At 50.6% G+C, this 23,118-nt stretch carries 10 protein-coding genes; 1 reads left to right on the top strand and 9 read right to left on the bottom strand.

What is annotated here, in order from left to right; translation table 11 throughout:
* Window positions 1-43: 43 nt before the first annotated feature.
* From EFER_RS11090 to metG, 9 genes are all read right to left on the bottom strand, one after another.
* Entirely contained in the window at window positions 44-2,038 is a 1,995-nt protein-coding gene (locus tag EFER_RS11090; RefSeq protein WP_001087238.1) for an SWIM zinc finger family protein, read from the bottom strand.
* Entirely contained in the window at window positions 2,035-3,171 is a 1,137-nt protein-coding gene (locus tag EFER_RS11085) for a VWA domain-containing protein (RefSeq protein ID WP_015953548.1), read from the bottom strand. Before EFER_RS11085 ends, EFER_RS11090 begins: the two co-directional genes overlap by 4 nt.
* The gene (locus EFER_RS11080) at window positions 3,164-5,443 is read right to left on the bottom strand and encodes a DUF5682 family protein (protein WP_001294346.1); all 2,280 of its coding nucleotides are present in this window, start codon (window positions 5,441-5,443) and stop codon (window positions 3,164-3,166) included. Before EFER_RS11080 ends, EFER_RS11085 begins: the two co-directional genes overlap by 8 nt.
* 10 nt (window positions 5,444-5,453) lie before the next feature.
* Window positions 5,454-6,542 carry an ATP-binding protein gene (locus tag EFER_RS11075; RefSeq protein ID WP_015953547.1) on the bottom strand — a complete coding sequence of 363 codons (1,089 nt, stop codon included), beginning with the start codon at window positions 6,540-6,542 and terminating at the stop codon, window positions 5,454-5,456.
* 1,310 nt (window positions 6,543-7,852) lie between these two features.
* Entirely contained in the window at window positions 7,853-8,170 is a 318-nt protein-coding gene (gene yehK, locus EFER_RS11060) for a protein YehK (protein ID WP_000636914.1), read from the bottom strand.
* 59 nt (window positions 8,171-8,229) lie between these two features.
* Window positions 8,230-11,874, bottom strand: a complete 3,645-nt coding sequence (locus EFER_RS11055; RefSeq protein WP_000356807.1) for a DUF4132 domain-containing protein — start codon at window positions 11,872-11,874, stop codon at window positions 8,230-8,232.
* Window positions 11,875-11,883: 9 nt separating this feature from the next.
* Window positions 11,884-15,678 (bottom strand): DUF4132 domain-containing protein, encoded by a 3,795-nt coding sequence (locus tag EFER_RS11050; protein WP_000860766.1) that lies wholly within the window; start codon window positions 15,676-15,678, stop codon window positions 11,884-11,886.
* 12 nt (window positions 15,679-15,690) lie between these two features.
* Window positions 15,691-19,488 (bottom strand): DUF4132 domain-containing protein, encoded by a 3,798-nt coding sequence (locus EFER_RS11045; protein ID WP_000834560.1) that lies wholly within the window; start codon window positions 19,486-19,488, stop codon window positions 15,691-15,693.
* A 141-nt stretch (window positions 19,489-19,629) separates the two neighbouring features.
* Window positions 19,630-21,663, bottom strand: coding sequence for a methionine--tRNA ligase (gene metG, locus EFER_RS11040; protein WP_015953546.1), 2,034 nt, complete (start codon window positions 21,661-21,663; stop codon window positions 19,630-19,632).
* 167 nt (window positions 21,664-21,830) lie between these two features.
* Here metG and apbC point away from each other — a divergent pair, with 167 nt between their 5' ends.
* Window positions 21,831-22,940, top strand: a complete 1,110-nt coding sequence (gene apbC / locus EFER_RS11035) for an iron-sulfur cluster carrier protein ApbC (RefSeq protein WP_001005445.1) — start codon at window positions 21,831-21,833, stop codon at window positions 22,938-22,940.
* Window positions 22,941-23,118 lie beyond the last annotated feature (178 nt).

Below are 23,118 nucleotides of genomic sequence, written 5' to 3'. Positions count from 1 at the left end.
GTCCGAATCAGGAGTAGAACGACTAATTAAGGGGGTTGTCTGGTCAATCCGCCAGTAATAGCACCAAATGTTCATAAAGCAACACGCTGTTATTCAATATGGCGCTACGTTTTTCCTCTTCTGTTTGCTGCAATTGATGTAACAAATGCGCCAGTCGGGAAAAACCAAATGCTGCTAACTCATTTGTCAGCATTTCAGCCTGATTCATAAGACTCCTTTCCTGGTAACGCCAGCCGTTATGTAACACCTGGATCAACAATGACTGACAGCGCTCTAAAAGCTTGTGAGCACTGGACGGCACCGGAAGAACATTGTCTGAAGGTAGCGGTGCCACAGGCGCAGTTTCTGCGTCCAGTGCCCAGGCGCGGGTTTGCGTCATCATTACTCGTGGTTCCAGTGTCAATTGCCCCTCAGCAAAATTGATAAACCCAGAAACCAGACTAACGGGATCTTCTGTTTGTTGTAACAGAGCTGCCATGCGTTCAACAGCAAAGGGCGCACTGGCTGAAGCTGGCAGTGATAACGTCAGCACATTATCTTCACCTTCGCCACTGATTACCTGCGCATCCAGTGTCTGCCGACTGCTGTCCCAACCGAGTGAAATGCACTCTTCTACTGGCAGAATAAATAAGTTATCGACCTGGTTAAGCGGTCGTATGGCGGCTGGCGGACGTTGGCGTAAATATTCCCGCAAAGCCACAATGCCCGGCTGGCGCAGTGGTGCGCTCAACATTTGCCAGGCATCAGGCGACAGCGGAACAACACTGCTTAAGCGGTTGCGGGTAGCTAACAGCAACTCGCCATCGGCACTGCGTTTTGCTGCTTGTGAAACAATTTGCCCACCCGCCAGCGCGCCAGCCTGAAAACTAAACAGCCGCCGTTTTGCCGCTGGAGAGTTATCCTGTTCACTTCTCGGCCAACTGCGCGAAAGATGCAAAATACTGCCGGTGTCGGGATCGGTGAACCAGATGCGTAAACCATACCGCTCATTATCCTGCCAGCAACGCATACCTAGTGACACCAGTCGCAAATGATCAAGCTTTGCTTCGCCAGCAATGCCTGCGCCAACGACCGTGCGCCACGGTATGGGCGGTACTTCACCGACACTGTCACGTCGCGCCATCTCTTGTGCACTGTTCAAGCGACTGGTTAACGCCGCAAGCTGGCACAAGCATTTTCCGGCATGATAGTGGCTGGCGCGGGCGTGGAAGGCATCAACGCTTGCCCGTAGCTGTCGTAGTGATTCACTTACCCAACGCCAGTTGCAGCGTTCCGCCGCTTGCTGCGCGCGGCTGAAAGCGGCCTCGTAGTGGATTGACGGTTGGCTGATCCCGCCCAGCCATAATGCCTGACTTAATTGCTGAACATATTGACGACATGCTTTACCTTCGTCGCTGGAAAACGGATCGTCAGATGATGTGACGTGTTCACTGTGCATCTGCCAGATCAAATGAGTAAATTCTGCTTGTTGATTTTTGGCCTCGACGAAGGCCTGCACAGCCAGTACTACGTGTTCACACAGCATTCCTTCAATACAGTCACAACGGGCGAAACGAATGCTGCTGCGGGAATAAAAACGCACATCGCTCATCGGTAAGCGGGCAGAGGGAATTTCGCCCGGCGTGCAGAACAACTCAATGGTGATGCCTTTAGCGACCAGCGCCTGCGCGCGTTTGCGCGTGGTATTGGGCAGGGTAGCCAGTTCTTCCTGCCAGATTGCCGGATCCCACTCTTCTTCTTTTTCCGTAGGCTGGGCGGTGGCACAAAGTCGTTGATAACTTAACACCAGCATCACGCGATGACGGCACATGCCGCTGGCCCCGCAGCTGCATTGAGCCTCTTTCAGTGCCTGACTGTTCGCCAGCCGGGTACGGACACCGTCACTGAACGTGGCGATTAAAGCGCCGTTCTCATGACTGATTTCCGGGACATTGCCATTTTCCAGTTCCTTAAGGCTGCGCTTCACAAAACCAGCATTGCTTAACGCCGTCAGGGCCTGCGGTGTCAGTTCTAATAATTCCGGACGTAGTGAATTCATGACTGAAGATTCTCCGCAAGCCAGGTCGCCAGTTCGCCTGGCGTCATCGCGGCTATTTGTGCGCCGACATTTACCAGCGCCTGGGCTGTATCGCGGTCGTAGCAAGGTGTTGCGGTGCTATCGAGCGCTGCCAGTCCCAGCACTTTGATGCCGCTCTGGACACACTTTTTCACCTGATGCGTCAGCAATGATGATGAACCCCCTTCATAAAAATCGCTCACGAGGATGATGACGCTTTTCGCTGGTTGTTCAATAAGTTGCCGACCATATTCCACGGCGCTGGCGATATTGGTCCCGCCACCCAGCTGTACTTTCATTAATAACTCTACCGGATCAGCAACGTCTGCCGTGAGATCAACGACGCTGGTGTCAAACGCCACCAGATGGGTACGAATGCCGGGTAACTGCCATAAACAGGCCGCCATCACCGCTGAGTGGATCACCGAGTCAACCATCGATCCGCTTTGATCAACCAGTAAGACCAGTTGCCATTGATCGCTATGGCGCTTAATGCGACTGTTAAAGCGGGGGGATTCGATATACAACTTGCCGTGTTGCGGATGCCAGTGTTGCAGGTTGGCACGCAGGGTACTTTTGAAATCGAAATTACGCGCCAGTGGAATAAATGAGCGGCGACGACGATCGCGGACACCAGAAAAAGCCTGACGAACTTCCTTTGCCAGTCGCGCCATAATTTCTTCAACAACCTGGCGCACTATCCGGCGGGCGGCAGCCAGCACTTCGGGATTCATCAGATGTTTGGTGTGCAAAACGGCGCGTAACAGGCTTTCAGAGGGCTGCATACGTTCCAGCACGTCGAGATTTGTCACTACATCTTCAATGCCATAGCGCAGTACAGCATCGCTTTCCAGCCGCTCAATCACCTGTTGCGGAAACAGCGTGTGAATACTGTTGATCCAATCAGGGGTGGTGAGATTTGAGCCACCTAATCCACCGGAACGTTCACCACGCTGGAGCCGTTCAGGATCGCGCCCATACAGCCACTCCAGCGCGTGGTCTATCTGCCGGGTATTGTCATCCAGCCCACAAAGGGTCGTTTCTGCCGCTTCGCCAAGAATTAATCGCCAGCGTTGTAGCTCACGGGTGGTCAGAAGATCGTTCAGTTCAGACATGGAAAACTCCCCAGTGTTGCAGTGATGCCAGTGCCTGCTGTTCGAGTTGTTGATGATGTGCAATGGCTTGCGGTGGGCAATGCAACGGCATTTGCAGCGCCGAAACGGGAAGCTGAGCGAGCTGGTAATGCTCAAGCACCTGATGCGCCAGCGTCCCGCGTTCTCGTGGCGGTAGCCAGGCCATCGCCGCGCGCAAATCGGGCAGGGCGTTAATAAAATCGGCGTCACTCAGTTGATTCAAATGGCTGCTGAAACCGGCGATAAATGCAGGCTGACTGGCCAGTTGATGGCGGGCTAATGCCAGCAAACCGTGCAGCGCCTCGCCAGATTGTGCCGGGGATAATTGTGCCAGCATCGTCAGCGCCGCTTCGGCACTGGCGTTGGGATGTTCCAGACGCATCAGCGCGCCAAGGGCCGCACCGCGATCCAGCGCTGGGGGATGAATCGCCTGACTGCGACGTTCCAGTAAGGCTACCGCCGCAGAAAGCGAAACGCCGGGTAAATTAACGCCGCTATTTAGATCGCGCAGGATATGGCAAAGCGCCTGCCAGCTATGCAGGTGAGCGTGAAACTCCTTCTCATCCGGCCTGCCGTTGGATTCACATAGCCACAGCGTGCGATCGATAGCCGCGTATAACGTCGTCTGTAATATCTGCGCGCCTTGCATACCGCTGATTTCATCGAGCTGCCACAAGGCGTAAAGCACTTCCAGCGCCTGGCCCATTTCGGCAAACTGATTTTCCTGGGCGATTAATAATGTGAGTTGTTCCAGTAATTGCTGACTGAAGGACGCCAGACCCGCTAACGCTGCCTGGCTAAGACATGTGGTGATGCCGCTGATTCCACCCGCGTCCAGCATATCGGCTTCTAATTTATTCCGTGCGGCCTCCTGGAGTGTGGCACCAAAGCAGGCGGCTTCAATCAATGCCGCATGTTGGCTAAGTGGCTGGGTTAATGTCCAGCGTTCTTCACCGTTGCCCGCCAGCGTCAGTGTACTTCCGTGCTGGCGCACAATGCCGGGAATCTCCAGTATTGCCAACCGATGTAGCACCTGACTTTGCGCCAGTCCATCGGGGGTAAAGCGATTTAAGGTAAGCTCCGCCGGAAGAGAGATTCCGGTACGTTCCAGTTCGCAGGTGACATCTTTTGGCAGAGGTGGCTGTGGCGTCGAGGGGGCAAGTTTACCGAATCCGTCACCTGCTAATGTGTCTATCAACGTTAGCAGAATCGGATCGGTATCGGGATGAATAACGCCGCGATAGCTCCACGGCAACGGCGCGTTCAGGGCTTCTTTGATCAGCGAGCCTGCTATAGCATCCAGCCAGTCAGTGCGTAACGGTAGTGTATGACCGCGCAACTGTGCCAGTGCCATCGCATGCAGATGAGCGGCAGCCATATCCGCTGTTGAAGCAGGCAATTTGTGCTGGCGCAAACGGGTAAGAACCGTTTTTAGTAGTTGTTCACCTGCCTGCTGCAAACCTGACTGCCAGCACCAGTTTTGCCAGACCGGGGCTGGCATTCCGGAAAGGTATCCTGCCAGCACATCAAGGCGCTTTTCACTGTATGGCGTGAGATAGCAACCTGTAACGGCATCTGCCAGCGAAGGCAATTCTGGCTTGTTCATTTCTTGCAAACATTCGCGCCACATTTTTGCCAGTGCCGGAGCGTGCCAGCCACCACAGACGACTAACACGCCGCCATTGTTTTGCTGCATCGCCCATGCAATCCAGTGGGCCATAAAGGCTTCGCGCTGACGATTGAGCGCATCGCTGGGGGAGTCGCCCCGCAGTTGGGCAAAATAGTGCGCCAGTGCAGAGGATAATGCAGGTTGCTGGCTTTCATCTTCGAACAGGTGATCCCACAGGGTGTCGCTGTTATCCATACGAGTGGCACGCAGCAACAAAGCCTGGCTTTCCTCTTGCGTACCGGGTGACTCGTCCTCTTCTTCACTCTGCGCCCAGCAAGGCAAATCGATGAAGTAAGTTTGTGCCTGAATACGACGTGCAGCTTGTAGCGCCTGCCACTCCGGCGAAAATTCAGCAAATGGCGTCCAGGCACCACGCCCGTGGGCAGCACCGTCCTGATACTGGCAATAACTGTAAATAGCCACCGGAAGCTGGTGGGCTAAAAACAGTTCGTCTACCCGGTCATTAAAATCAGCAGGGCCTTCAATCAACACGTATCGTGGCCGCTGTCTTTCGATTAACGATTTCACCAGCCTGGCGCAGGCCGGACTATGATGCCGGATGCCGACAATTAACGGCTCGCTCATGCATCTTTCCTCACGGCAGGCGGTGGCGAGCTTGATAATAAGCCTGCCAGTGAGCTTCTTTATGTGTAGCGACACGCTGTTCGAAGTAACGGCGAAGACGTGCGCGATCTTCTTCGTTATCTTTGACGATGGTTCCGGCAATACAGTCTACCAGGTCGGCAGGTTCCCCCGCGCGATTCGCTAAAAACCAGGCGCGGACACCGACAGCGTGAGCTACGTTAACGGCTTCAGCGGTGGACATAATCGCTGTAAGGGTATCCATTGAGGTTTTCTTTTCGCCGTTGGCACGCAGATCGCGGAAGGTGCGGACCAGTAACTCCAGTACCGCGTCAGGCACTTTATGCGGAATACCGCTATGTGCCAGCAAGCGTGCCGAAGCGCTGGCGACCAGTTCCAGCTCCTGGGCGAAATCCATAATCGGAAAGACAGTTTCAAAATCGAAGCGACGCTTTAGTGCCGCGCTCATTTCATTGACGCCGCGATCGCGGGTATTGGCAGTGGCAATAATATTAAAGCCTTCTCGCGCATAGAGCTGACTGGCTTCACCAGTGAGTTCCGGCACCGTCATTACCCTGTCAGAAAGCATACCTAACAGACAGTCTTGTACTTCCAGCGGTGTACGCGTTATCTCTTCAAAACGGACAATTTTGCCGTCGCGCATTCCCTGGTAAAGTGGGGCAGGGACCAGCGCTTCCGTTGACGGGCCATGGTTGATAAGCAGGGCGTAGTTCCAGCCGTACTTGATTTGATCTTCGGTGGTAGATGCGCCGCCCTGGATGGTTAACCCGGCATCGCCGCTAATAGCGGTTGCCAGTAATTCAGACAGGAGCGATTTTGCGGTGCCAGGTTCCCCCACCAACATCAAACCGCGCCCGGTAGCAAGAGTGACTAACATGCGTTCGACAGCGGAGGGACTAATCACGACTTTACGGCTGATATTTTGTGCTTCGTCGCCAAGAATAAAAGCACGTGCCGCAGGCAAACTTAACTGCCAACCGGGCGGGCAAGGTGCGTTATCATTTTGTTTTAATTTTGCCAGTTCATCGGCGTATAACACAGCGGCAGGTGGACGCTGCAGGTGATTATTCTGCGTTGACATATATTCATCCCTGAAATGTATTAAGAAAATAAAAAATATTCTACGCGCAATAAATGTTTGGCGCATTAGTTGTTTGAGCGGAAAATATCTGGAAAGCAGATCACAGTAAATAAAAAAAACCTGCTGGTGAGGCAGGTTCTTTTATTTACTACTTTGACGATAACTTGCTGATTGTGCAACATTTCGTACCAACGAATGAATTATAACCATATCCACATCCCGTTGCAATTCAGTGAGTGAGATTTATAATCCTGCCCGTTGGGAAGTTGTGCCGGATCGGACCAATTTTAAGTCCTGGCTGCCGGACGGGTGGTGCCGCAGGTGGTGCCCTGATCCGGAGAGCAACGTTTCGTACCAACATACGTAAACCAGTATCGACAGGCAGTGTAAGGGTAAGGTCCTGGTGTTGCGCTCCTTAATAAGGAGAGCGGATGGACACGCTGACACAAAAGTTAACCGTGCTCATTGCCGTACTGGAGTTATTAGTGGCTCTGTTACGGCTGATTGATTTGTTGAAGTAACGGGCAAATTGAAACGCATCTAAGGGGGAATACCTCTTCCCCCTTTAATAAAATGATTACATCTTCCATTAATTCACCCGATAACTTTTTTCTTATTTATAAATTCATCGATTTTATAATTAACGTACATTTGACCGGGATGTGAGTTCTTATGGTGGATTATGGGCAAAAAATATCTGGAAAGCAGATCGCAGAAAATAAAAAAACCTGCTGGTGAGGCAGGTTCTTTTATTTACAACTTTGACGTTAAGTTACTGATTATGCAACATGGCGCCCCAACGAACGAATTATAACCACCTCGGGACCGTGTTGCAATTAAGATAATGAGATTTATAATCCTGACTGTTGGGAAGTTGCGCCGGATCGAACCAATTTCAAGTCCTGGCTACCGGACGGGTGGTGCCGCAGGTGGTGCCCTGATCCGGAGTGCAACATGGCGACTCAACATACGTAAACCAGTATCGACAGGCAGTGTAAGGGTAAGGTCCTGGTGTTGCGCTCCTTAATAAGGAGAGCGGATGGACACGCTGACACAAAAGTTAACTGTGCTCATTGCCGTACTGGAGTTATTAGTGGCTCTGTTACGGTTGATTGATTTGTTGAAGTAGCTGGCAAATTGAAACGCATCTAAGGGGGAATACCGTTTCCCCCTTTAATAAAGCTATACTCGCCATACTTCAAGTTGCATATGCTGCGGCTACGTTCGTTCACTCCAGTCACCTACTTTAGTAAGCTCCTGGGGATTCACTCGCTTATCGCCTTCCTGCAACTTGAATTATTTAGAGTATATTATTCTATTTCTTGGTTGAATATGTTCTGTAGTTCGCGATTAAAAATGGCGATTACAGTTTCTGGTGATTCACCTCGTAATTTTCGCTCATCAATAAATTCATCTCTTATATAAATCAACGCATCATTTATTAGCGGGTCGGCATCTTCTCTATCACGTTGATGAAATGTTGGACGTAGCCGGAATCGTTCCTGTCGATAGACGGAACCTGTAAATAATTCAGAGCATTTATGGATCTCAAGTCTGAAGGAAAACGGATCTTCAGGTACAGGGACCTCATAATCGTGAATAGCGACCAGCTCTTTTTGCACGATCATCGCTTTCCCGTTGGTAAGTCGTGTTGAAAATGGGCAGTCGCATCACTGCCCGCTGTGTTTTAATGGAAAATGATGTCGGGTGCGCTTAACGCCTCACTCAAATCAAACACATCAAGTTCGGCAAAAGTGACGGATTTATTGTCACGGTACACTCGAAGAGAACGGAAGCTCATTAGCGCTTTGCTATCAGTACTGTAATGGTTAAAACCGGGTGAAAACTTAAGGACCAGCCGGTACTCGCCCAGGTCATAGACAAATGCGTCCTCATAGCCTGACTCCCAGCCTTTGTATCGCATTCCCATAAGCTGCCCAACGGTAGCGGATTTACCTTCCCAGCGAGTCAGGCTGTTACTGGTTGACTCGTCAGGCGTGAGCAGCACCGTGCGGCGCGACAACTGGCGAAAAGGCGGCATAATTTCGTAATCGGCAAAAAGCTGTGCAAATTCACTGCGCATTTCTGCTGTCATTTCTAACGGGTGGGCAATGCCAATCAGAGCGTCCGCAGGCAGGTCAATGGGCTCATCTTGTGCATTGCAGAACTCCCCCTCAGCGGCCACACGAAAGGCGTTGAGTAAACGACGCGGTTCATTTGCCGGATAAACCGCCCATATTAATCGCTGGGTAACCAGGCGAGTAAAGGGATGATTAACAAACAGAGAATGAAAATCTGCCAGCGACCAGCGTCGGGTGGTGCGTAGGGCAGTTTCAAGACGCGGGAGCAGGTTTTTGCTCACCTGAGTGGCATCTTTTTTTAGCCCTTTTAGTCGGGCCAGTGCCTCGGGTGCTTTCAGCTGATCGTCATCGGCGCGTAACCGGGGAATGCTTTTCTGGCGAACTTTTTGTTGATCGTAGATAACCGGGTTGAGGTTTTCATCGAAGCGAACGGTAAACTGCCGGGGACCAAAATCAAATATCAACGCCTGCGGATCATCCAGGCCCAGCGTTGGGACTAATCTGTCCGCTAACTCTTCCTGGCTTAGTCCACGATTTTCTGCGACCACCTGAAGAAATTCCGCCGCGTTATCACGTAAGGGACGGGATTTCGCCCGTTGCGATATATGATGCAGCTGTATCAGCGCCATATCATTATTCATCAGGGTAAGTATGTTCAGGCCACTGACGGCACGGGCAGATTTGCCTTCCTGTGGCCAGGCGAGGATCTTTGTCGTCAGATCCCGAGCCGTGCTTTCGTCACCAAAGAGACTTAACGCCAAAAAAGCCCAGTTGTCTTTTGCGGGGGCGCCAGCTTGTTGCCAGGCGGTGAAGAGATCCCAGGCAAAAGCGGCCAGCGTTTGTGGCTGGCAGAACGTTTTCAGTTGTTCCAGCCCACAATAAAAACGTCCGCCTTGGGTAAAGCGCAGCATTTCGCCGATAATTTCCAGAGCATCATCAGTAACAGGTTGATTATTATTTATAAGTCGTGGTCTGGACCACATTGTCGGATGCCAGAAATCAGGAGCTTTTGGAATGCGTGCTGGGTAAATCTCTATTGGACTCTGTTTAAGTAATTGCTCCAGGGCAGGCCATACATCTGTACGCTGCCAACGATTGGCTACAGTTTGCAGTAATTCGCCATGCCCTTGTTCATACAGTAAACGCAGAGCGCTGAGTGCCGCTTCGCTGTTATCGCCAGACCTGGCAAAGATTAATGGGATCAGCGCCGTAGCCGTATGCTCCGGCCATTGTAAAATCCACTGGCGAGCCAGATTACGCTGGCCCGCAAAACGATGCCAGACGCGGGCAATGGGTAACGCCAGTTCGGTAGTGCCGAATTGAATCAGCAGCGGAAATATCTCTTTTGGATGTCGGGCAAAGGCGGCGCTTAAACCGGGCAAAGCATCGGTACCCAGCACACTTAACAGATATTCCACCCCGGTGTAATGAAAATCAGCCGCGACAATTTGTTGCCAGCACGATACCGCCATTTCGCGTGGCATTTGCGCGATAAGGTACAGGTTCCACACTCCCCAACGCTTTTCATCAGTGTAATTAAATTTGCGTTGGAAAGTTCGCCACCCCTCCATCAACGCAACGCTATCTTGTGCCAGTAATGCGCTGGCGGCCTCTTCCCGGTAGTGTTTATTTTCAGTCTGTTTTGCCTGATAATTGAGCAATCTTCCTACTGAAGTATGTGTCTCTAGTTGATCGGAATCCAGAGCATCCAACTGTCCTGTGAGAATAAACTCATTAAACTTCCACCTGTGATCTTCAAAGCCTAATTCTCGCAAGAGGGTATCGGTTCCTCTGCTAGCGAGACGTTCGTCAAAAGGCATGGTGCTAAAATGGCTGATTGTAGTTTGCTGTTCCTGCGTCCAGTGTTCCTGGGACGACCTGTACGCTTGCGGTACAAGCGTAAGTTCAGGTAGCGAAAAGTGAGTTATGGAAGTCTTTTTTCTGCCACGCCACGGTGGCGAAACGAGGATTTCAGGCAGACTGCTGTTATCGGTGCTATCAATAACCGGTTTGGGCGGTGCCGATAAATAACTATTCAGCACTGCCCTGGCTTGAGTACTTAACCACTGCATCACCTCTTCTGCCAGTTGTGGCTGCGATGCCATCAGCGTTTGTAACAGTGTACGCCAGTATTCATCGCGTGCTTTTTGCTGTGCAGGCAGCTTTTTGTCTTCGATGATTGGATAACCAGGGCGGGCTGGTGGTTCTGTTAACGCCAGCAGTTCTGCCAGTGCGGCGAGCGTCGCATGGGGGAAGTTTTTATGGTATTTAGCTACACGTTGCAGGCTGGATTTGTTTTTATCAGCCACCAGTAGCAAGGTGCGGATGACTTGCGGATGGTTAATTTGTACCAGTAGACTGCCGCAATCTTCTTTATGGGCATACATCGCGAGGCGCGGAATGGCTGCCAGTCCTTGTTCGCGCAAAAGGGAGGCGCAAGCCGCGTAGCCGAAGCGGTTTTCATGCGACATGTAGCTGGCTTCTCGATCGCTAAATATATCCTGGCTCCAGTAGCGTTCGAGTTTTCTCACCTCTCTGGGGTCAGTCGCAACAACTTTTAACCACTCCTTAGAATGAAAATGAGTCCGCGGGCATTCAAGGCTTACCAACTCATTGGCGATTTCTGGTTTTTCCGGGAGGATCAGCGCAATAAAAGGGCGGCGAACTTTGGTTATTCCTGGTAGTGCGGCAATGAGTTTGTCGGCGCAACGCTGCCAGCTGCTTTCCTCTGCCAGAGAGAGATGCTTACGCAGTCGGAGATCGAATTCGTTATAGGTTTCTGAGCGATAACCATAGCCATAATCCTCGTCCTGATACTGCAATGTCACTAGCAGAGGATCACTCTCATAACATCGTGTAATAAACTGGCGTGCAATCACCACCTCAGTCGCATATTCCAGTCCCTCTTGTTGGACGATTTCGTCGAGCAACTTTTGGCTGTCATTTTGCGCGATACAGACTAGCGCCGCCATTGTCCGTGCCGGAATTGAGGGTTTGTGTTCGCCAATCAAGTTGATGGCCTGCGTGATGGCAGACTGCCACTCCAGTGAAAAATTTTCATAACTCCAGACAATGTTTATTTTCTTCTCAGCTTTTTGTAGCAATTCATCACCCAGTGTCTGGATGAGGCTTTCAGTGATAACAGGCACTGGTTCGCCCGGCCAATTGCGATGACTGAGTGGTGTTTTGCCTTTTTTATATTTCAGTTCCAGTTGGGCGTTATCCGCCAGCCACGGTAATTCCTTGTCCATGCTCTTTCCTTATTCAAACAGGGCTTCAATATCGTTAATTAGCTCGCTGGCGGTGATGGCATCGAGTACGGAGAACTGCGCTTCCTGTGTTGAATTACTCCCCCAGCCATAGCTTTCCGCTTTGCCTTCCCATAGCCACAGCTTGCTTAAGAGCTGCTCAGCGCTAAGTTCGGCTGGTGACATACCCACCGCAAAACCTTCGTCGATTTCCATGATTAACGACCAGCGACCGAGAGGTTTGATCATCCATCCGATCCAGCCTCCATCCTGTGGTTCGCCCTTTATCCAGCCTTTATTCGCCAGCCCCATGACCCGACCACTCGGGCATTTTCTGCCTGCCCAGCGGGTCAGTTCACTGGCATTGCACTCGGCTTCTGTCAGGGCGTAGCTGTTACGGTCAAGCTGACGGAACGGTGGTAGCAGTTCGTAGTCGGCAAAAAGCTGACCAAAGGCGGCAGCATCCGTCGGTGATATTTCCAGAACGTGAGGAATGCCGATAGAGATATCGCCTTCCGGCAGGGTGAAAAGATCATCGTCAGCGGTGCTGTAGCTGTTATCTTCCGCCACCCGGAAACAGGCCAGTAGCTGGTTTTCGACGCTATAAACGCCCCAAATAAGACGGCGGGTTAAGTGGCGAACCAGCGGATGCTCAACCAGGAAGAGCTGAAAGTTTTCCGGTGACCAGCGGCGACGCAGGCACATGGCGGATTCCAGCCTTGCTACCTGCTGGGCGGCGACGGTACGCGCATCTTTTTTCAGCAATTTGTAGCGGTTTACCGCCTCATCAGCCCGCGATTCATCATCGCTTTTATTGGGTTTAGGTAAGTCTTTCAGGCGGCTGCCGGAAACATCACGCACAAACGGTTTTAAGGTTTCATCAAAGCTGACGGTGAACTGCCGTGGGCCGAAATCCAGCAGCAACGAACCGTTATCATCCAGACCGAGATCCGGTGCTAACCGATCTTCAAGCTCCGCCACCGTGAGTTCGCGGCTCTCGGCAATGTCGGCAATTTTCTCTTTCGCCCGCTCCTGTAATGCTTTGAATTTCAGTTTCTGAGCAATGCCGTTAAGCTGCATCAGGGCGATATCACTACCGATAGCAGCGAGAATATCCAGCCCGACGGTGGCGCGTTTATGCTGGGATTCACCAGGCCAGGCGCGAATCAAAGGCGTCAGTTTGCGGGCGGTATCATCGTTGCCGAGAACACCTAACGCAGTGAACGCCCAGCTTTCTTTCGACGGTGCGCCAGCGGTCTGCCAGGCGGTAAACAGATCCCAGGCAAATTCAGCCAGTGAGTCGGCAGTACAGGCGTCTTTCACCTGTAATAAACCCGCATACAGCGTATCTTCCTGAGGGAAGCGGAGCATTTCACCGAGGTGGAAGAGGGCGCTATCTGGCAGTGATTGGGCGTTTGCTTTTAATACCGGGCGTGTCCAGAGCGATGGCTGATAAAAGGCCGGAAGTGTCGGGATTTTAGTCGGGTGATTATCTAAGGGATCGAGCGCAAGTAGAGCGTTCACCGCATCGGTTACTTCCGGCTGGTTATAACGCTGGGCGATTTCTTGCAGTAATGACGGATAACCACTTTCAATCAACATACGTAAGGCGGCGCGGGCGTTATCCTGGGCTTCACCAGCTTTGCCGAGTGCCGCAGGCAACAGGCCGATAATGGCATGTTCCGGATATTTCAGCAGCCAGGTGCGGGCGTCTTGTCGTAGAGTTTTGAGTTTGTTAAAGGCGCGGGCGACGGCAGGAGCCAGCTCACTCGCTGCGAAGTAATTCGTTATGGGCAAGGCTTCCTGTGGATAGCGTGCAAGTGAGTTTACTAACCCAGGTAATCCTTTGAGTCCAAAATGTAACATGGCGTATTCGGTATCGGTATGCGGAGATAGAGTAAGGGCATTCCATGCTCTTATTGCTTTCTCCAGTGGCAATGTTGTCAAAATCCCCAAATGCCAATAATGCCCGGTAGGTGAATGAAACACCTTAAATTCACTTATTAAGGTTGAATAATCTTCATTTAGCCATGCCTCAACTACCGCTTCGGGAGCTTTAATATATGTACCAGCGATCCGTCGTTGAAAACCCATCCTTGCCAACAGATTGGCAGTACTTTCTTCATGACTAACCGTGATGTGTTTTGAATACCAGATATATTTCGCCAAAAGTTGATTACTGATTTCTTCTGTCAGATAACAGATTGGCTCAATGCCTAATGGCGCTAAATCCAGCACCGGAATCGGCGATTTTTTCTTTTTCGAAAGCCAGGGAGGGGAGACTACTATGGCCGGCAGTAGATCGGTGCTGGCATGGTTTGAGGGCTGTGTCAGTTGTTGCTGGCATGATTTCAGCACTGCAGCTGCGGGTGTCGAAAGCCAGGGAATGACCTGTTCTGCCAGTGCTGGTTGCGAGATAAGCATCGTCATTAGCATAATGCGCCAACTATTCTCTTCTTTTTGCACTAGAAGTTCCGCCAGTGCTGCCAGTGCTGCGTGTGGGAACGCAGCGCAGGCTTTCGTCATTCGATCGTGACAGCGTTTAGTATGCCCGGCTACACGTATAAGCAGTGTTAATGCGAACGGATGATTGATATGACGCAACACATCGGCGCAGTAGTCACTTGCGGCATAGGGAGCAAATCGGGGCAGGGCTGCAACACCTTGCTCCTGTAATACGGTGGCTGACCATATCGCACCACAATAGTAATCATCAAAAATGGCATATGGCTCGTGATATTTTTCTAATGAGGCAAGAATGTGCTCATCAGTCGCCACTATTTTTAGCCACTCAAGCGAGGGTAATTTTTTTTTCCCCAGTAGACGCTGGGCAATTTCATGTGCAATTTCTGGTTTTTCGGGTAATAACAAAGCAATTAATGGTTGCCGCCATTCTGGAATATGTGGAATTGCGGCAATAAGTTTTTGTGCACATTTTTGCCAGAGAGACTCTTCCGCCAGTGATAAATGTTTCCGTAGGCGTAATTCAAAACTGGAATATTGCTGCAGGTTATCAGGTGCAATGCCAGACGGCAGAATAATAATGATATTATTCGCATAATTCCATTCAATATCAATCTGTTGAAGGTGTATTATTACATCAGTAGCATATTCCAGACCGCCTTCCTGAATGATCTGATCCATAACATCCTCACGCACTTTATATCTTGTGCATTTCATTTCAAGTGCCGTGAGTACAGCCATTACTGGTGATGGTAACTGTGTTGTTTTCAGGCAGTCGATCTGACTGATCGCCTGGGCGACGGTGTTTTGCCATACTAAAGAACAGGCGCTGAAGTCAAATGTGGCTGTTTTATTATCCCGTTGCGACACGCTACAGGCTAAGCGACGTAACTGGGTCAAGTTGTCTGCTTGCTGAACAGGAACTCCGGGAAAGCGGCGATGGCTTAACGTGGTGTGTACAACTTCGGGCGGAAAAACGACAGCAATATCTTTCGCCAGCCACGGTAAAACATCATCTGTATTTTTGTCAGCCACACGGGCTTCTGCTACGCAAAAGGGTTGTTCCTGAATAATGGTGGATAAGGCCGCTACCTTGAGAGAATCCGTTACCGTTTGGGAAGGTTGCAAAGAATTATCCTTCGCTTGCTCCACATACCCCTTCTTCATCTTCTCCGCAATCAGCCTCAGTTCCGCTTTTTCCGCCGCCGCAGCATCAGCAAAGCTTTTTACCTGGCTTTGCCCGTTGGTACTGACTTTGCCCCAACTAATATGCAGCTCGTTTCCCTGTTGCTCCACTGCCCAGAATTTATGTGATTTTTCGTCCTGATAAATATAGGTTTTCATTGCAAAGTCCTTTTAATCAAAAAGTGATTCAACATCGTTAATCAACTCGCTGGCGGTGATGTCGTCGAGCACGGAGAAAGTGGGTGAGGATTGCTTACCATAGCGATCATAAGGGGCGGTGATTTTTACGCTTTCGACAGGCAGCAGGTCGCTATACCCCGTTTCGCCATAAATTAATGAAAAAGGTTCTGTTTCAAGTTCGAGAGCGCCATAAGGGGTAGATTTGCGCATCGCATAGACGCTGCCGCTTTCTTCCAGACGTTGCCAGCCTCGGCGCTCTAGCCCGACAATGCGCCCTGCCTGGCAAAGGCGTCCGCTCCAGCGTGTCAGTTCGTGGGTATTCCGTTCATTATCAGCAAGACGATAACTACCACGATCGAGCTGTTGAAAGGGGGGAAGCAGTTCGTAATCAGCGTAAATTTGCCTGAATGCAGCGGCAGATTCAGGGGGGATTTCCAGCATATGCGGAATACCGATGTTTCCTGCTGGTAGCGTGAATAGCTCATCCTGCGTATCGCTGTAAGTGCTGTCTTCTGCGACCCGGAAGCAGGCAATCAGCGTGTTTTCCTCAGTATATACCCCCCATAACAGCCGCCGGGTTAAGTGACGTACCAGCGGATGCTCCACCAGAAACAGGCGGAACTGTTCTGCCGTCCAGCGTCTGCGCTGGCACATAGCCTGCTCCAGACGATCAATCTGCTGACTGGCAATGGCGCGCACATCTTTCTTCAATTGTTTGAAGAGGTTAACGGCGTCAGTTGCCAGTGTTTTATCATCGCTCTGGTTTGGTTTGGGTAAATCTTTCAGGACTTTGCCGTTTGCGTCGCGAACCACGGGTTTCAAGGTTTCGTTAAAACCAACGGTGAATTGACGTGGGCCGAAATCAAGTGTCAGCGAGCCATTGATATCAAGCCCTAAATCTGGAGCCAGGCGGTCTTCCAGTTCAGCCATAGTCAGCCCACGGTTTTCAGCAACTATGTTGATTTTCTCGCGGGCATGTTCCTGTAATGCTTTGAATTTAATTTTTCGCGCGATGCCATTAAGCAGCATTAGCGCAACATCGCTGCCAATATCAGCTAATACATCCAGCCCGGACACCGCCCGTTTATGCTGGGATTCCCCAGGCCAGGCACGGATAAGCGGGGTTAATTTACGCGCGGTGTCGTCATTGCCTAAAATCCCCAGCGAAGTAAATGCCCAGTTTTCTTTTGCGGGTGCGCCAGCTTCTGTCCAGGCGGTATACAGATCCCAGCCAAAGTCAGCCAGTGATTCGCGAGTGAAGGTTTCTTTGATGATCTCCAGCCCAGCGTAGGCGGTAATGTCGCGAGGAAAGCTCAACATTGTGCCGAGATGGCGCATAGCGTCATCGGGCAGAGGCAGGTTGTTACTTTTAAGCCGCGGTCTGCGCCATAAGGTGAACTGATAAAAGCCGGGCAGTGTGGCGATTTTTGCGGGATATTCTTCCAGAGGATCGCTATCAAATAATGTTGCCAGCGCAGCTAAAACATCAGGTTGATTATATCCTTGCGCGATTTTCTCAATCGTTTCTCGCTGGTTTAATTTCACTAGCAGGCGGAGCGCCTGGCGGGCATATTCCCGATTTTGGCACGGTTTGCCCAGCGCCAAAGGCAGTAGCCCGGCGGCGGCATGGCGCGGGTTATTTGCCAGCCAATTAACGGCATCCTTGTAAGCCATTTTTTTCTGTAACCGCTGCGCCATTGTTAAGGCTAGTTCACTGGCCCCAATAAAGAGGGTGAATATCCACAGTCGTTGATGATCTCGTTGCAAGCAGGTCATAAACGCAGGAATGGCCGTACTACCAAAAACTGCCAGAATCTCTTTCTCACCTGAATATCGCTCCTCAATGATTATTTGGTTGAGAAATGAAATCGCCTGTTGTCCCGGTAAGTAACAAAGCGCAGATAAATTCCAGCTTTTGTTGGCATTGTTGTGATATTTCGCAAACTCAGCTTTTAGTGCTGGAAAATCAAAGCGCAACAAGGCATCAACAGCGCTTTGCGGTATGTATTTTTTTTCATGTAAGTCATCTTCGCAATGCAGCCATTCATTAAAACCTAATTGCCAAAGGATTTGTTGTTCTGGTGTAAAAGGAATGAAAGATGTCTCCCAGCTTTCTTTTTCAATTAGTGGTAGGTCGGTAAATAAGGTTTGCTGTGATGACTGATATTGCGCGATTTCACTGAATCTGGATATGTCAGTGTGACTGATTAACTCTGTAATTCCAGGTGTGATGTCAGTGACGGAAGGGATGGGAAGTACCGGTAAATCAAATACGGGTATTACATTCTTTTTCTTATTTATTGCCCACGGTGGAGCGACAAGCAGTTCTGGCAACATATCCGCAGTGGCATACTCACATTCTTTAGCTACTGACTGAGGACGACATTCAGATAAGATGCCTGCCGCTTTAGCATTAACCCAGGGAATGACGTCGCGTACTAACTCTGGCGTGACGGTAACCAGTTTGACAAGCGCGTTGCGCCACTGTGCATCTTCATGTATTGCCAGCAAAGTAGCATAAGCGGCAATAGCCGCAGCGGGATGTTTTTGGCAGGCTTTGCTTAAGTATTCCAGGTGCTTTTTCTTGCCATTTACACCGAGGATCAGAATTTGAATCGCATCCGGGTGATTCGTTTTCCATAGCCATTTGACAAGATCTTCAGTCTCGCTGATGCGCTCGAAGAGATAAGTGGGATTGTCAGAATGCTCTTCCACAAACTCAGTAAGTATCCGGCTTACACCGCGCCCCCCATTATTTGCCAGCAACATTGCCAGATAAGCGCGAAAATCACGATACAACGGTGGGAAGTCGTATTTTTCTGCTGTAGTCAGAGCTATATCATCGGTTACTACCAGTCTTAACCAGGTTATCGCCGGAACGTTTTGGTCTGCATAGCGTAGAGCCATAGCATTGGCAATATCCGGGCGTTCAGGGAGCAGTAACGCGGCAAAAGGTTGCCGTGCTGGGGATAGCGTCGGAATAGCAGTAAGCACTTTATCCACACAGCGTTGCCACTCATTTTCTGAAGCGAGTGAAAGATGATGGCATAGACGTTGATGCCAGTTCGGTAGCGATTCTGCTTCGTGATCTGGAGGAATAATGGTCGTGACGACGCCTTTTACTGATTTATATTTTAGTTGAAGAGCGAGAAGGGCAATTTCAACGGTAGTTTCCAGACCACAGCGAATGATTAAGTCATCGACCAGTTCATCTGCAGAGTAAGAATTCCAGAAACTCCAGAGCAATGCCGCATCAGATTGCGCACTCCCTGTCTGTTTATTACCCAGAATTCGCATTTGTAACTCAGTAAAAGCCTGCTGCCAGTTTTCTGGATAAGAACGGTAATTGTTGTCGGGGTCATATGCCCTGGTGTTATTCGCGATGCGCTTCCATATTTGACCATCTTTGTGCAGATAATTGATATCTCTGGGGCGAGAGCGATGTGGAAAAGCAAATCGGTTAATATCGTCGGTTAGCGGAATGGCTGCATCATCAGCCAGCCATAGGCGTTTGTTTTTACTCTCAGGTGAAGTTTCAACTTCAGGAGTGACTTTGGTGACGGGGGAGATATGCACGTTTGCCGAAGCGTCTTCCACATAGCCTTTTTTCGTTTTCTCTGCGATAAGCTTCAGTTCCGCTTTTTCCGCTGCTGCAGCATCAGCAAAATTTTTTACCTGGCTTTGCCCTTGGGTACCAACTTTTCCCCAACTGATATGCAACTCGTTACCTTGCTGCTCCACCGCCCAGAATTTATGTGATTTTTCGTCCTGATAGATAAAACTCTTCATCCGCGTTCCCTGTATTTATATCCAGTTATAAGCGGATGCTATCAGTTAATGTAAAAAATTAAGAGCGTTGAACAAACAAGAAAACAACTTTAGGAATTCATAAAGAAAAGGCGCTGTCGATGCAGCGCCTTGAAGGGGGGATTATTTCACCTGATGACCCGGTTTAGCACCGGCATCCGGGCTTAGCAGGAAGATATCTTTCCCGCCAGGACCGGCAGCCATCACCATGCCTTCGGAGATACCGAAGCGCATTTTACGTGGTGCCAGGTTAGCCACCATAATGGTGTGACGACCAATCAGTGCCTGCGGATCCGGGTAAGCAGAACGAATGCCGGAGAAGACATTGCGTTTTTCACCGCCGAGATCCAGTGTCAGGCGCAACAGTTTGTCAGAACCTTCAACAAACTCTGCGTTTTCAATCAGCGCCACGCGCAGGTCAACTTTAGCGAAGTCGTCAAAGGTGATGGTTTCCTGAATCGGATCATCTGCCAGTGGGCCAGTAACTGGCGCGGTAGTGGCTTTCACTTCTTCTTTAGACGCTTCCACCAGTGCTTCAACCTGTTTCATGTCGATACGGTTATACAGTGCTTTGAACGGATTCACTTTATGGCCCAGCAGCGGTTGCTGGATACCATCCCAGGTCAGTTCCGTATTCAGGAATGCTTCTGCGCGCTCGGTCAGTTTTGGCAGTACCGGCTTCAGGTAAGTCATCAGTACGCGGAACAGGTTAATACCCATAGAGCAAATCGCCTGCAGGTCGGCATCGCGGCCTTCCTGCTTCGCCACCACCCACGGAGCCTGTTCATCGACATAGCGGTTAGCCAGGTCAGCCAGTGCCATGATTTCGCGCACTGCTTTACCAAATTCACGGCTTTCCCACGCTTCGCCAATCACTTCAGCGGCATCAGTGAAGGTTTTGTACAGTTGCGGGTCAGCCAGTTCGCTTGCCAGCACGCCGTCAAAACGTTTGTTGATAAAGCCCGCGTTACGGGACGCCAGATTAACCACTTTGTTGACGATATCAGCATTCACACGTTGAACGAAATCTTCCAGGTTGAGATCGATATCATCAATGCGCGAAGAGAGTTTCGCAGTGTAGTAATAGCGCAGGCTGTCAGCGTCAAAATGATTCAGCCAGGTGCTGGCTTTAATAAAGGTGCCGCGAGACTTGGACATCTTCGCGCCGTTCACCGTCACATAGCCGTGAACAAACAAGTTGGTCGGCTTGCGGAAGTTGCTGCCCTCCAGCATGGCTGGCCAGAACAGGCTGTGGAAGTAAACAATATCTTTACCGATGAAGTGGTACAGCTCGGCGGTGGAGTCTTTCTTCCAGTATTCATCGAAGCTTACGCTGTCGCCGCGCTTGTCACACAGATTCTTGAAAGAACCCATGTAGCCAATCGGTGCGTCCAGCCAGACGTAGAAATATTTGCCCGGCGCGTTCGGAATTTCAAAACCGAAGTAAGGGGCGTCGCGGGAGATATCCCATTGTTGCAGGCCAGATTCAAACCACTCCTGCATTTTGTTTGCCACCTGCTCCTGCAACGCACCGCTGCGGGTCCATGCCTGCAGCATTTCGCTGAAAGAGGGCAGATCAAAGAAGAAGTGTTCAGAATCACGCATTACCGGGGTAGCGCCAGAAACCACCGATTTCGGCTCGATCAGTTCAGTCGGGCTGTAGGTCGCGCCGCAGACTTCGCAGTTATCGCCGTATTGATCCGGGGATTTACATTTCGGGCAGGTGCCTTTTACAAAACGGTCCGGCAGGAACATGCCTTTTTCCGGATCGTACAGCTGAGAGATGGTGCGGTTTTTAATAAAACCGTTTTCTTTCAGGCGAGAGTAGATAAGTTCTGACAACTGGCGGTTCTCTTCGCTGTGCGTCGAGTGATAGTTGTCATAGCTGATGTTAAAGCCTGCAAAATCAGTCTGATGTTCCTGACTCATTTCGCCAATCATCTGCTCCGGAGTGATACCAAGCTGCTGAGCTTTCAGCATGATTGGTGTACCGTGGGCATCGTCGGCGCAGATGAAGTTGACCTCGTGGCCGCGCATTCGCTGGTAACGGACCCAGACATCAGCCTGGATGTGCTCCAGCATATGGCCGAGGTGGATTGAGCCGTTAGCGTACGGCAGTGCGCACGTCACCAGAATTTTCTTCGCGACTTGAGTCATAGTAGGCATTACTTCTTTGTAGTGAAAAGGGCTTAGATAGTACCAAATGGGGCATGGTTACGTAAGTCCTGTGCAAGCATCTTATGATGCATTATTAGGTAAGTACTTAGCTGTTAACTTCAGGTAAACTAATAGCGATAAGTTATCTTTATAAATAAGGAGTCGGGATGAACGAACAATCCCAGGCCAAATCACCAGAAGCCCTGCGCGCAATGGTCGCCGGGACACTGGCCAATTTTCAGCACCCAACCCTCAAGCATAACCTCACCACGCTGAAAGCGTTGCACCATGTCGCCTGGATGGACGACACGCTGCATGTGGAACTGGTTATGCCGTTTGTCTGGCATAGCGCGTTCGAAGAGTTAAAAGAGCAATGTAGCGCCGAGTTGCTGCGTATCACCGGGGCGAAAGCTATTGACTGGAAATTGTCGCATAACATCGCCACTCTGAAACGCGTGAAGAATCAGCCGGGTATTAACGGCGTGAAGAACATTATCGCGGTGAGCTCCGGTAAAGGCGGCGTGGGTAAATCGTCCACGGCGGTAAACCTGGCACTGGCGCTGGCGGCAGAAGGGGCGAAAGTCGGCATTCTGGACGCCGATATCTACGGCCCATCAATCCCAACCATGCTGGGTGCAGAAAATCAGCGTCCGACCTCGCCAGACGGCACCCACATGGCGCCGATTATGTCTCATGGCCTGGCAACCAACTCGATTGGTTATCTGGTCACTGATGATAACGCGATGGTGTGGCGTGGCCCGATGGCGAGCAAGGCGTTAATGCAGATGTTGCAGGAAACGTTGTGGCCAGATCTCGACTATCTGGTGCTTGATATGCCGCCAGGCACCGGTGATATCCAGCTGACACTGGCACAGAACATTCCGGTGACCGGGGCGGTAGTGGTCACCACGCCGCAGGATATCGCGCTGATCGATGCGAAAAAAGGCATTGTGATGTTCGAGAAGGTCGAAGTTCCGGTGCTCGGTATTGTCGAGAACATGAGTGTGCATATTTGCAGTAACTGCGGTCACCATGAGCCGATTTTCGGTACCGGTGGTGCAGAGAAACTGGCTGAGAAATATCACACGCAGTTGCTGGGGCAGATGCCGTTACACATTTCCTTACGTGAAGATCTCGATAAAGGCACGCCAACAGTTATCAGCCGTCCGGAGAGCGAATTTACCGCTATCTACCGCCAGCTGGCTGACCGCGTTGCAGCCCAGCTTTATTGGCAGGGAGAAGTGATCCCTGGCGAAATTGCCTTCCGCGCTCTTTGATTTCCTCTCTATTATTCCCACCGCGTCAATGTAATGTTGACGCGGTGTTTCGTTTTGCTGCCTTGCCGGGCGTTAATCCTAAAAATTACGCTGCAAATTGATTGATGAAAAATGACTGAATATTCTCAGTCGTTGGTCGATTAATGGATGTACGACTATAGTTGCTTTTGTATGCAGT

It is taken from the genome of Escherichia fergusonii ATCC 35469 (assembly GCF_000026225.1).
GTDB lineage: Bacteria > Pseudomonadota > Gammaproteobacteria > Enterobacterales > Enterobacteriaceae > Escherichia > Escherichia fergusonii.
The sequence above is the reverse complement of the archived record's forward strand: the minus strand, read 5'-3'. Positions and strand labels throughout refer to the sequence as shown.